The sequence below is a fragment of the Colwellia sp. PAMC 21821 genome (assembly GCF_002077175.1).
GTDB lineage: Bacteria > Pseudomonadota > Gammaproteobacteria > Enterobacterales > Alteromonadaceae > Cognaticolwellia.
On record NZ_CP014943.1, the window covers coordinates 4,460,117 to 4,472,111 of the forward strand.

The 11,995-nt window shown below is 41.4% G+C and carries 11 protein-coding genes; 6 read left to right on the plus strand and 5 right to left on the minus strand.

Features of this window, described 5'->3' with window-relative positions; genetic code table 11:
• Positions 1 to 15 precede the first annotated feature (15 nt).
• From A3Q33_RS18640 to A3Q33_RS18655, 4 genes are read left to right on the plus strand one after another with little or no spacing between them, the layout of a single operon-like run.
• A complete protein-coding gene (locus A3Q33_RS18640; RefSeq protein ID WP_081181300.1) occupies positions 16 to 918 on the plus strand; it encodes an acetaldehyde dehydrogenase (acetylating) in 903 nt (300 codons plus the stop codon).
• A gap of 11 nt (positions 919 to 929) precedes the next feature.
• Complete coding sequence (dmpG, locus tag A3Q33_RS18645) at positions 930 to 1,964, plus strand: 4-hydroxy-2-oxovalerate aldolase (protein ID WP_081181302.1); 1,035 nt, start codon at positions 930 to 932, stop codon at positions 1,962 to 1,964.
• The gene (locus tag A3Q33_RS18650; RefSeq protein WP_081181316.1) at positions 1,961 to 3,283 is read left to right on the plus strand and encodes an MFS transporter; all 1,323 of its coding nucleotides are present in this window, start codon (positions 1,961 to 1,963) and stop codon (positions 3,281 to 3,283) included. The genes dmpG and A3Q33_RS18650 overlap by 4 nt, the downstream gene beginning before the upstream one ends.
• Positions 3,284 to 3,325: 42 nt before the next feature.
• Positions 3,326 to 4,093: an SDR family oxidoreductase gene (locus A3Q33_RS18655; RefSeq protein ID WP_081181318.1), complete on the plus strand. Its 768-nt coding sequence runs from the start codon at positions 3,326 to 3,328 to the stop codon at positions 4,091 to 4,093.
• A gap of 422 nt (positions 4,094 to 4,515) precedes the next feature.
• Here A3Q33_RS18655 and A3Q33_RS18660 read toward each other — a convergent pair whose 3' ends face one another.
• Positions 4,516 to 5,091 carry a phosphoribosyltransferase gene (locus A3Q33_RS18660; RefSeq protein WP_081181320.1) on the minus strand — a complete coding sequence of 192 codons (576 nt, stop codon included), beginning with the start codon at positions 5,089 to 5,091 and terminating at the stop codon, positions 4,516 to 4,518.
• A 115-nt stretch (positions 5,092 to 5,206) separates the two neighbouring features.
• On the opposite strand from A3Q33_RS18660, the gene A3Q33_RS18665 reads away from it, so the two are divergent.
• Entirely contained in the window at positions 5,207 to 5,800 is a 594-nt protein-coding gene (locus A3Q33_RS18665; RefSeq protein ID WP_081181322.1) for a phosphoribosyltransferase, read from the plus strand.
• Between the two features lie 222 nt (positions 5,801 to 6,022).
• On the opposite strand, the gene acnA is transcribed toward A3Q33_RS18665, so the two are convergent.
• Positions 6,023 to 8,752, minus strand: a complete 2,730-nt coding sequence (gene acnA / locus A3Q33_RS18670) for an aconitate hydratase AcnA (protein ID WP_081181324.1) — start codon at positions 8,750 to 8,752, stop codon at positions 6,023 to 6,025.
• Positions 8,753 to 9,194: 442 nt separating this feature from the next.
• Between acnA and A3Q33_RS21115 the strand changes: the two genes are divergently transcribed.
• The gene (locus A3Q33_RS21115; protein WP_081181326.1) at positions 9,195 to 9,608 is read left to right on the plus strand and encodes a thiol-disulfide oxidoreductase DCC family protein; all 414 of its coding nucleotides are present in this window, start codon (positions 9,195 to 9,197) and stop codon (positions 9,606 to 9,608) included.
• Positions 9,609 to 9,888: 280 nt separating this feature from the next.
• On the opposite strand, the gene A3Q33_RS18680 is transcribed toward A3Q33_RS21115, so the two are convergent.
• The 3 genes from A3Q33_RS18680 to A3Q33_RS21120 form a co-directional block, all read right to left on the minus strand.
• Positions 9,889 to 10,362 carry a MaoC family dehydratase gene (locus tag A3Q33_RS18680; RefSeq protein ID WP_231295728.1) on the minus strand — a complete coding sequence of 158 codons (474 nt, stop codon included), beginning with the start codon at positions 10,360 to 10,362 and terminating at the stop codon, positions 9,889 to 9,891.
• A gap of 8 nt (positions 10,363 to 10,370) precedes the next feature.
• Positions 10,371 to 11,156 carry an SDR family oxidoreductase gene (locus A3Q33_RS18685; protein WP_081181328.1) on the minus strand — a complete coding sequence of 262 codons (786 nt, stop codon included), beginning with the start codon at positions 11,154 to 11,156 and terminating at the stop codon, positions 10,371 to 10,373.
• Positions 11,157 to 11,728: 572 nt separating this feature from the next.
• Positions 11,729 to 11,941, minus strand: a complete 213-nt coding sequence (locus A3Q33_RS21120; RefSeq protein WP_081181330.1) for a hypothetical protein — start codon at positions 11,939 to 11,941, stop codon at positions 11,729 to 11,731.
• Positions 11,942 to 11,995: the final 54 nt, after the last annotated feature.

Genomic DNA, 11,995 nt, shown 5'->3' on the forward strand with positions numbered 1-11,995 from the left:
ACGAGGGAAAGTAAGATGAAAAAGATTAAATGCGCCCTGATCGGTTCAGGTAACATTGGTACAGATTTACTTTATAAACTACAGCGTAGTGAAATATTAGAACCTGTATGGATGGTGGGTATCGACCCAGACTCTGAAGGCTTAGCTCGCGCGCGCGAATTAGGCATTAAAACTACAGCTGATGGTATTGACGGTTTAATACCGCATATTGAAGCCGATGAGATAAAAATCGCTTTCGACGCAACGTCAGCCTATGTACATGCTGAAAACTCAGCAAAAGTTAATGAAAAAGGCGTATTGATGATCGATCTAACGCCTGCTGCTATTGGTCCTTATTGTGTACCTCCCGTTAACTTACATCAACTTAACGCTGACATTAAAAACGTAAATATGGTGACGTGTGGTGGTCAAGCAACCATCCCAATGGTTGCCGCTGTATCGCGCGTTCAACCGGTTGAATATGGTGAGATTGTAGCGACTGTATCATCTAAATCAGTCGGTCCAGGCACACGTCAAAATATCGATGAATTCACTCGCACAACTTCTGGCGCAGTAGAACAAATTGGTGGTGCTAAAAAAGGTAAAGCTATTATTATTATTAACCCTGCTGAGCCACCACTTCTAATGCGCGACACCATTCACTGTTTAACAGAAACAGCGCCCGATCAAGAAGCGATTACGGCCTCAGTGCATGAAATGATTGCTGAAGTTCAAAAATATGTTCCAGGCTATAAACTTAAAAACGGCCCAGTATTTGACGGCCGTAAAGTGTCTATATTTCTTGAAGTGGAAGGCTTGGGCGATTATCTACCAAAATATGCCGGCAACCTTGACATTATGACCGCATCGGCTGCCCGTACTGCAGAAATGTTTGCCTTGCAGATGTTGGATCAAACGTCATCAGACAGTCAATCTTAAGGAGTAATATCATGAATTTAAAAGGTAAAAAAGTTACCCTACACGACATGTCTTTACGTGATGGTATGCACGCGAAGCAACATCAAATTAGCCTAGACCAAATGGTCTCAATCGCTACTGGGCTTGATCAAGCGGGTATTCCCTTGATTGAAGTTACCCATGGAGATGGTTTAGGTGGCGCTTCACTTAATTATGGTTTTCCTGCCCACACTGATGAAGAATATCTTAGCGCTGTTGTTCCTAAAATGACCCAAGCTAAAATATCGGCTTTATTAATACCAGGTATCGGTACGCTTGATCACTTAAAAATGGCCTATGACCATGGCGTAAGCACTATTCGTGTTGCTACTCACTGTACTGAAGCGGATGTATCAGAGCAACATATTAATGCGGCACGTAAAATGGGTCTAGATACTGTCGGCTTCCTCATGATGGCGCATATGATCAGCCCAGAAGAGTTACTTGCTCAGGCGAAGTTAATGGAGTCTTACGGTGCTAACTGTATTTATTGTACCGATTCAGCAGGATATATGCTGCCTGATGACGTAGCATCTCGTATAGGTTTACTGCGAAGCGAGCTTAACAGCGACACCGAAATTGGTTTTCATGGCCATCATAATTTAGGTATGAGTATTTCTAACTCGCTAGCCGCAGTAGAAATGGGTGCTAACCGCATCGATGGTTCGGTGGCTGGGTTAGGTGCTGGTGCAGGCAACACGCCTTTGGAAGTATTTACGGCAGTGCTTGATCGTATGGCGGTTAATCATGGTATTGATTTGTATAAAATCATGGATGTTGCTGAGGACTTAGTAATCCCTATGATGGATCAGCCAATTCGTATTGACAGGAACTCCCTAACGCTAGGTTATGCTGGTGTTTACTCGTCATTCTTACTCTTTGCAGAACGTGCCGAGAAAAAGTATGGTGTGCCAGCACGTGACATTCTGCTAGAACTTGGACGCCTTAAAACCGTTGGCGGACAAGAAGATATGATTGATGATACAGCAATGACTATGGCTAAAGCCCTAAAGGCAATTAACGCTTGAACGTAACCAAGTCAAACTGGCGCCAACATACCTTATTGTTGGTGCTTACTTTACTGTATATTGAAAGCTTCATTGGCCGACAAATTATGGCAGTGATGATTGAACCCATTAAAGCCGAATTCGGTGCTAGTGATGCACAAATGGGTTTATTAACCGGGCTTGGTTTTGCCATAGTATTTACCTTAACTGGGCTATCAGCAGGTCGTCTTGCCGATAAAGTTAACCGTACCCGTTTACTGGCTGCAAGCGCCCTTGTCTGGTTTATTATTACTGTCATAAGTGGTCTTGCAACCGGCTTTATTAGCTTACTGTTAATGCGCATGATGATTGCAGTAGCTGAAGCGCCACTAACCTCGGCATCATTATCATTATTATCTGATAGCTACCCTATTGAACGGCGCTCATTCGCGATCAGTTGTTTTACTTCTGGCGCAACATTTGCCGCCATCATAGCACTTACCATAGGGGCTTATTGGGTAGAACACTATGGTTGGCGTCAGACTTTTTTTATTATCTCCACACCCGCATTATTTATTTCTTTCTTACTATTTTTTGTCATGCCTGAGCCTAGGCGCGGCCAATATGATCAAGTTGATATTACGCCAGTTTCACCTTTGCAATCAGCCATTGACCAAGGTTTTAGATCATCGATAAAAGCCTTATTAAAACGAAAAGATTATTGCCTGTTAGTTTGTGCGAGCTCGATTGCCACACTAGGTGCCAATGCTTTTGGTATGTGGAATGCTACATTTTTAGTGCGCAGTCATGATCTTACACTCAGCCAAGCGGGAATGATGGCAGGTTTCTTTGGCGGTGGTGCTGCTGCTATAGGTATACTGCTAAGTGGTTATTTAGCTGATAGAATCGCCGCACGAAAAGGTGTGTTGTGGCTGCCGATTCTAGGTCATTTACTCGGTTGGGTATCCATCGTAATATATTTCCTTTGGCCTAAAGGCTTAGGCGATGAACTGTCTTTCGCCGGTATTCCTTTTGCAATGCTTTTTTGTACCTTAACTAGCTTCTTTTCCGTATGGTGGGTAAGCCCTAGCCTGACATTATTAACAAGCATAGTGCCTGGAAACCAACGGGCACTGGCCATTTCAATGCAAACCGTACTCATTACATTTTTAGGTATTGGTGTAGGACCTATGCTAGTAGGTGTGCTCAGTGAGTTATTTAGTGATTTAGCGGGTATTGAATCTTTACGCTACGCGCTACTCATTAGCACGAGTACAACGTTAATATCAGTGTTTCTTCTCTTTAAGTTAAAATCTTATCAGAGAAGCCAAGTACTAGAAGCTCATACGAAAATCGTTTAATTACTTTTAATAACGTTAATAATTAAAACCAAGGAGTTTATTATGTCAGTTACTGCAGTTACAGGTTCAGCATCAGGTATTGGCGCAGCCGTTTGTCAGCAATTACGCGAAGCAGGACATACCGTTATCGGCATTGACCGCCATCAAGCAGAGGTTAATGCCGACTTATCAACAAGTGAAGGTCGTGCTAAAGCCGCAGAGCAAGTGATCGCGCTATCACAAGGAAAGCTAGACGGTTTAGTCTGTTGTGCCGGCCTTGGCGTTACAGCTCCTAGCAGCAGTTTAGTGGTGTCTGTAAATTATTTTGGCTCTACAGAACTGATTGATTTACTCCACCCTGCACTTGCGCAAGGTAACAAACCTGCTATTACGATTATAGGTTCTGTCGCAGCAAGTCAGCAAGCCACTGCCCCTCACCCGATGATCGAACTCATGCTAAACAATGACGAGCAAGCTGCTCGTGGACTAGCCGATGAGTTAGGTCAGCCACACATTGCTTATGCTGCTTCTAAATATGCATTAACCGTTCATTGTCGTCGTTTGGCAGTGAAATCTGGTAGCACAGGAGTAAGGCTTAATATTGTTGCGCCGGGCGCTGTTGAAACACCATTACACGAAGCTTCTAAAAACGATCCTCGTTTTGGTGAAGCGGTTCGTAATTTTATTGCTCCGATTGGGCGCAATGGTCATCCCAGCGAAATTGCCGATGCCGTTAGCTTTTTGCAATCTTCACAAGCTTCTTTCGTGCACGGGAGTGTACTTTATGTTGATGGTGGTATGGACGCCATGATCCGTAATGGTAAACTTTAACGGCATAAAAACTGTGTTAAACAACAGTGACACCTTCGTATCAATTATTTCTACACTTATAGTAGAATGACATTGTACGAGGGTATGCTATTACTTTTCACGCCAAATTGTCCATCATGCAACGCTTACCTAAACAACGTTAGCGACTATAAAATTATATTCAAACTCTCCACAAGTTAGCTAATCAACGACTGTAGCTCAAATGTAGCAATCTTACTTTAGCTGTATATAGCGTTTACATGACCAACTAAAAAGCCAACAAATAATGTTGGCTTTTTATTGAGGTTTGTCCGCCCTGAAATGTGTTTATACATTTAGGACTTTATAATAAAATCGAGCGACACACATTGTCCGTACTGAAATCTATGCTATTAATGTAAACAACGACGCAAGTGTTCTAGGTCTCTTTTAGACGCTTTCTTTTAATTTTCAGTGGGTAAAAAATCTTTAATAATTTCATAAAGTCGTGGGCGTTGTTGAGCTATTTCATCAGCCGATAAGCCTTCAAGCGAGTGGGGATATTTAAGCCAATCACTGGTTTCATGAATGAAATAGTCAGGCACACGGTTGGTCACATTCCGTGATGGCTTATAATAGGGAACGGCGATCCTAATATCTTCAGGCATATTGAGTCGGGTTTGTTTTTTTAATTCATCAATAATAGCTTCAATTGAACGGCCGGTATCAAATACATCATCCACCAATAATAACTTGTCATGGGATTGTATATTGTTTACTAGATAATTTAGACTATGTACTCTGACTTCTCTTTGCTGTTGATCTATTCCTGCTGCATATGAAGAGGTTCTAATCGCAATATGATCTGATTTAATTCCGTGTACCGCCAAAAATTCTTGAACTGCAATGCCTATAGGGGCACCACCTCGCCAGATAGCGACAATAAAAGTAGGAACAAAGTTACTGTCTAAGACCATGCGCGCCAATTCATAGGAATCTTCGAGTAGAGATTGTGCTGTTAAGTACTGTTTGTCTGCCATGTTATTTCCAAGTAAAAGATGGGGAATCAAATCACTAAAGATTGAATAAAAAGCACTTCTATGTTTTAATTTAATGCTTAAATTAAGCAATATAACACACTAATGTGGTGATTTCTTGGCTGAACTTCCCGAAAAAATATTTTTAGACGAAGACTCGTTAATCGAAGAGTCGTTTCAATTAGCAACCCAAATTATGCAGAGTGGTTTTAGACCAACTTTTATCGTCGGACTATGGCGTGGTGGTAGTTCAGTTGGTATTTATGTGCAGGAATGCTTACAGACTCTGGGTGTAAAAACCGACCATATTTCAATTCGTACTTCATATGCTGGCTTTGATCGGTATCAAGAAGAAGTGCATAGTGATCAACCTATTCGAGTCCATGGGCTGACTTATTTAGTTAATAAACTCAATATCGATGATAAATTGCTTATTGTCGATGATATGTACCGTTCTGGCAGAAATGCTAATGCTACCATTAATGAACTGAAAAAAAGGCTTAAGAAAAATATGCCAACCGATGTTCGCATTGCAACGGTTTGGAAAAATGCCTCGTTACCTGAAAATGCAGGACCTGACTATTATATCCATAAAACCGATGACTGGGTTGTTTTTCCGTATGAATTACAGGGTTTGTCACTCGCTGAAATTAAACAACATAAATCATTTGCCTATAAATCAATTGACCCAACATTGTTTATTTCAGGTTAATTAAAAACCTTCGAAATGTAGTTAAAGTAAACTTTATGTTATTCCCATCGGGTTACTAAGCATCGTTTGAATTAGAGATAAACGAGCTCGACGGTCAACGCCACAATAGTTTGAATATTGAATATTGAAAATGATTAAATCAGTAAACCGATTACTCGCAACAGCAATCGGTTCACTTAATCGACAGGGTAGCCGCAATGACCTACCCCAAAAAATGCGAGTTTAACTTTCGGTTGCTAGACTACGTAAAACATAATGCAAAATACCACCATGCTGATAATAGCCCCACTCACTTTCTGTATCAATTCTGACTTTTAGTTCAAAGTTAATGACTTCGCCGTTGGTTTTTGTGGCTTGTGCATTAATTGTCTTAGGTTTGCTAGCTAAACCGCCAAAACTAAAAGTTTCAGTGCCATCTAATCCTAAAGATTGTGCACTATCATTCTGCATGTACTCTAGTGGAAGCACACCAAACCCCACTAAATTAGAACGATGGATTCGTTCATAACTTTGCGCGATAACCACTTCTATGCCAAGCAACTTAGTACCTTTAGCTGCCCAATCTCGACTTGAACCCGTGCCGTATTCTTTGCCCGCTAAGACTACCAAAGGTGTTTTATTATCCTGATAACGCATCGCAGCATCATAAATACTCGTCACTTCATTATCGGGTAAATAGCAGGTAAAGCCTCCTTCAGTTTCAGGAGCTAGCTGATTACGCAAACGTGTATTAGCAAAGGTACCGCGCATCATCACTTCATGATTACCACGACGTGAACCTAAACTATTAAAGTCTTTTACAGCAACGCCTTGCGCTTGCAAGTATTGACCTACAGGAGTATTAGCCTGAATAGCACCCGCTGGTGAAATGTGATCGGTCGTTATCGAGTCGCCCACTTTAACAATACAGCGGGCATTTTTAATGGTGGGTAATTTATCCACATCACGTGAAATACCTTCAAAAAATGGTGGATTTTTAACATATGTCGATTCAGGCCAACTATAAGTGTTACCTTCAGGTACCGGTAATTCCCGCCATTGTTCTGTGCCTTCAAATACATCTTTATATCTGGATTTAAACATTTCAGCCGACACTGAACTGCTGATCAAATCACTCACTTCTTTAGCTGTTGGCCAAACATCTTTCAAGAATATAGGCTTGCCATCGTGGTCATAACCTAGCGGATCTTTAGTTAGGTCATTTTTCATCGTACCGGCTATTGCATATGCCACCACTAGCGGTGGAGATGCTAAATAATTCGCACGAGTATCTTGATGAATTCTTCCTTCAAAGTTGCGATTACCAGAAAGTACTGAGCATGTTGTAAGTTTACCTTTATGGATTGCATCGCTAACCACTTTCAGTAAAGGGCCTGAATTACCAATACAGGTGGTGCAACCAAAACCTACTACATCGAAGCCGAGTGCCTGCAAATCGTCTAACAAACCCGCTTTTTCTAAATAAGCAGGAACCACTTGAGAGCCAGGTGCCAGTGATGTTTTCACCCATGGTTTAGTGGTTAATCCAAGTGCTCTTGCTTTTTGTGCGACTAATCCGGCAGCGATCATTACGGCTGGGTTAGAAGTGTTTGTGCATGAGGTTATTGCAGCTATTACCACGTGACCATGTTGAAGGTAGTGAGTTTTATCATCAATTACAATTTCTACAGCATCTAACGCAGGTTTGTTACCAATGGCCGTTGAGCCTCCTTCATCAACAAATCTGCTCAGTGTTTCGTTATCAAGTTCAACACCTTGTAACTGCATATGTTCAAAGAAAGCACTTTTCGCTTTTGTCAGGGCAATTTTGTCATGTGGTCGTTTAGGGCCTGCAATGCTAGGAACAACATCGGCTAATTCAAGTTGTAATGTATTTGAATAGTTTGCTGGCGTCGCGCCATCTTCACGCCAAAATCCTTGCGCCTTAGCATAAGCTTCTACAACATCAATTTGGCTTTCTTCTCGACCACTTAGACGCAGGTACTGCAGTGTTTCATTATCGATAGGGAATATACCGCAAGTGGCGCCATATTCAGGTGCCATATTAGCAATGGTGGCACGATCAGCAAGCGGTAAATTAGCAAGGCCATCACCGTAAAATTCAACAAATTTACCAACCACGCCTTTTTCACGTAGCATTTTAGTAACGGTTAAGACTAAGTCGGTTGCTGTTGCGCCCTCATTTAACGAGCCTTTAAGTTCAAAGCCAATAACCTCAGGAAGCAGCATGCTAATGGGTTGTCCCAACATCGCAGCTTCTGCTTCAATACCACCAACACCCCAACCTAAAACACCGAGACCATTTATCATAGTGGTATGAGAATCTGTACCCACTAGGGTATCAGGTAACAGTACGGTTTCATTGTTTGTGGTTTTTTGCATCACGACATGCGCTAGGTATTCAAGGTTCACTTGATGCACTATGCCCGTACCTGGTGGCACAACCTTGAAGTTAGATAACGCTTTTTGGCCCCAACGTAAAAATTGATAGCGCTCTTTGTTACGTTCAAACTCCATCGCCGTATTTTTACTTAATGAATCTTTAGTACCATAAAAGTCGACCATGACAGAATGGTCTATGACTAGATCCACAGGGACTAATGGATTAATTAGCTCTGGATTTCCTCCTAACTTAATCATCGCATCACGCATCGCGGCTAAGTCAACAATGGCAGGAACGCCAGTAAAATCCTGTAAAACAACTCGTGCAGGTGTGAAAGCAACTTGCTGCTGGGACAGAGTTTTAGCATCCCACGCACAAATGGCTTCAATATCTTCCTTGTGCGTATGATGGCCGTCTTCGTTCCGCAATAAGTTTTCGAGTAAAATTTTCATGCTGTAAGGGAGTTTTTGTACAGCATCTTGATTTGGCAGACGAGTGATATCAAACATTGAAAAGGTTGACTGATTAACCTCTATGTTACGTTTAGTATTAAAGCTATTGTTGCTCATATGGGTGAACTCCTTACTTGTATATATTAGCCTAGTATCTCAAAAGCTAGTGGTAGCAATACCATAATGTAAATTACCAAAAAATTAAACGCTTAACGAATAATTCACCACTAACATTTGCACCGAAAATTATCTATGAAAACTGTATATTTAGTACCACAACCAACCCTGCATATAACATAATGCAGGCTGTTTATCGAATATCTTGATATCTGAAATTTATAGTGATGACTTAATACCTCATGCATTAATGAATTACATAGCAACTAGATCATAGTTTATATAGGTAGCTCTTGCATTTTTAGCGCTTAAGTTATACCAAATCACAGACATTATCCTAGCCTCATTACAAAAATAATGACCATAATAGCAATTGAAATTAATAATCGCTCATACTAAGCGGACTACTAAGCGAGATAATAACGTTCAAGTGGAGAGTAAAATGAACGATGACAAACCTCTTGGCAAGAGTAATAACAGCACAATACCAAGGCCAGGAGCCAATCAACTCAAGGTATACTATGACGCGGCCTGTCCGCTTTGTCGGCGAGAAAGACAACGCTATGAATCATGGCAAAAAACCGCCGAAGGCGTCGCGTGGCTAGATGTTAATACTCACCATCAGCATTTGCTAGCACGTGGTGTTGTGCCTCTTCAGGCCATACTGTCTTTGCACGTTGAAGATGAAGCCGGACAATTTCATGAAGGAATTGCAGCTTATGTGCTATTAATGCGACGTGTACCGCGTTTGCGCCCCTTAGCGTGGGTAATCAACTTACCGTACTTGAAACCCGTGCTAACGCGGGTATACCAGTTCATGGTTCGGCGTAGGTTGACCCGCGATGGACGACTCTAGAGACTACAACAACTAACGCGTTCACAGCCACTTTTTGGCTAGGCATAACAATATACCGCATGGTCTTTACCGTTTATTTATCGTACGACATTGTTTATTTTTTAAAAATTATTTTTTGCTTGAGTTGCAGTAAGGCTATTGTTTATTTGACAAGATTAGCGGCTATTAATCGCCAAGGTTCTACAATTTATAATAGCCCAAAATAGCTATTGTCATGACTCAGGGTCGCACGTCAATACACCCGACCGTTCCCCTGAGTCATGACAATATTTCATATGGTCTACGTAAACGTATATCGGCTAATGGTATCAACCACACAGGCAGGTCGAGATTGGCCTTCAACTTCAATGGTTACGCGAGTAATTACCTGCACACTGTCTTTAACCGCTTCTGCACTGACGATCATGCCCGTACCTCTAATTTTGCTGCCCGCTTTCACCACATTGGGAAAACGAATTTTATCGCAGCCATAGTTCACACCCATACTGATATTTTGTACGTCAATCAATTGCGGTAAAAAGTAATTCACCAGTGATAGAGTCAAGTAACCGTGTGCTATACATCCGCCAAATGGGCCTTTTGCTGCTTTAATTGGATCAACATGAATCCATTGATGATCGCCTGTAGCCTCAGCGAACATGTCAATACGACTTTGTTCAATGGCTATCCAATCAGTCACACCAAGGTCCTGATTTGCAGCAGCAAGTAATTGTTCTTTACTGATAAAAATTTGGTTCGCCATTTGAGTATCCATAAGGGTTCCTAAGCGCGTTGAGAACTAACAGAGACAACTTCACCTGTCATATAAGAAGAATAATCACTGGCAAGAAACATCATAACATTGGCAATTTCCCATACTTCTGCAGCTCGTCCAAATGCTTCTTTTGAGGCTAATTCATCAAGTACATCGGCACTCGAGGCTTTTTTTAGAAATTCATGTAAGGCTATAGACGGTGATACGGCATTAATTCTAACACCATACTCAGCAGCTTCTAATGCTGAGCAGCGAGTAAATGCCATGACACCCGCCTTGGCAGCTGCGTAATGCGCTTGTTCTTTTTGTGCGCGCCAGCCGAGTACTGAAGCATTATTGATAATTACACCGGCTTTACGTTGTTGCATAAATGGCAACATCGCACGGGTCATACGAAATGTTCCCGTCAACGTAATGTCCATCACACGATTCCATTGCTCATCAGTCATATCTACCACAGATGTTTGACCGCCAAGACCAGCGTTATTAATTAAGACATCTACACCAGTAAGCTTTTCTTCAGCAGCATTGACAAGTGCTTGAACTTGCTCTTCTTGACTAACATCGCACAATTGACCAAACACATCTTCCAGACCCGTTTTCTCTTTAATATTAGCCACGGCTTCTTCCAGACGGCGAGGATGAATATCAGATATCATCAGTGCACGACAGCCTTCTTCTGCGGCTCTAAGCGCGGCTGAAAACCCAATACCTGCGCCAGCGGCAGCGGTCACTAAAACTGATTTTCCGCGTAACAGATTATGTCCTTCTACGTATTGTGGTGCTGTGCTCATTTTTTTCTCCGAATATGACTTAATAATTATGCTTATACGACAGCATATGTTGAAGTTTAGGCTTCAATCATCGTCAATGCGGACTAACTGATTAGGTTCTGTTCATATTTCGTATTTGAATTTTGTTCGAGTCATATGCCCTGCTTTTTATAATAGTCTATTAAACGACTGCTAAGGTAACCAAAAAACATCAACAAACCTTAGCAGTTGAGGCAAAAACGGTTGACGTTACTCTCGACTGATTAGGCTTTATTTATAAAGACAATCTTAGGGTCTTATCCATATTGCCAGTTCTTTAAACGAGAGCGGACAATTTACTTTTTAATGGCCAGCAGCAACATCAACAACACCTGTTATACCAAATGTAATAAGTTATTGACCAATTTTAAGCGAGGATAAATTGTTCAAGAATACATGTTTATTGTTCCAGACTAAACATAAGTACCTGCAGGCAAGGTGTTTGATTGATTAGGGCATGGATGCCCGTAAGTAGAACAATGCAGGAGCAATTGTCGAGTAATAGCGGGCGTGTGTGATTGAAAAAAACGCAGTTATTGACGATTTAAACCGCCTTAAAATGATCGATTATTTATTTCAATTGGTATTAAAGGCTGGTCATTAGCGAAAGTTGTTAAGTTTAGAATAAAACTGTTCATAAGCGATGCCATCATTTCAGGTGAGTTCCAAGAAATATGTGGGCTTAAAAATACTTGTGGGTGTGTATATGCCCAGTGTCCAACTGTTAGCGGCTCTGGCGTAATTACATCTAATGAAGCTTGTGCCACATGACCGTTAAATAAAAAAGGATCTGTGATAAACAGACCCTTAGTTAGTTAACC

Excerpts from the sequence above, each read along its gene's own strand:
- A3Q33_RS18640 (WP_081181300.1), top strand. The coding sequence starts at position 16 with ATGAAAAAGATTAAATGCGCCCTGATCGGTTCAGGTAACATTGGTACA.
- dmpG (WP_081181302.1), top strand. The coding sequence starts at position 930 with ATGAATTTAAAAGGTAAAAAAGTTACCCTACACGACATGTCTTTACGT.
- A3Q33_RS18655 (WP_081181318.1), top strand. The coding sequence starts at position 3,326 with ATGTCAGTTACTGCAGTTACAGGTTCAGCATCAGGTATTGGCGCAGCC.
- A3Q33_RS18660 (WP_081181320.1), bottom strand. The coding sequence starts at position 5,091 with ATGGCAGACAAACAGTACTTAACAGCACAATCTCTACTCGAAGATTCC.
- acnA (WP_081181324.1), bottom strand. The coding sequence starts at position 8,752 with ATGAGCAACAATAGCTTTAATACTAAACGTAACATAGAGGTTAATCAG.
- A3Q33_RS21115 (WP_081181326.1), top strand. The coding sequence starts at position 9,195 with ATGAACGATGACAAACCTCTTGGCAAGAGTAATAACAGCACAATACCA.
- A3Q33_RS18680 (WP_231295728.1), bottom strand. The coding sequence starts at position 10,362 with ATGGATACTCAAATGGCGAACCAAATTTTTATCAGTAAAGAACAATTA.
- A3Q33_RS18685 (WP_081181328.1), bottom strand. The coding sequence starts at position 11,156 with ATGAGCACAGCACCACAATACGTAGAAGGACATAATCTGTTACGCGGA.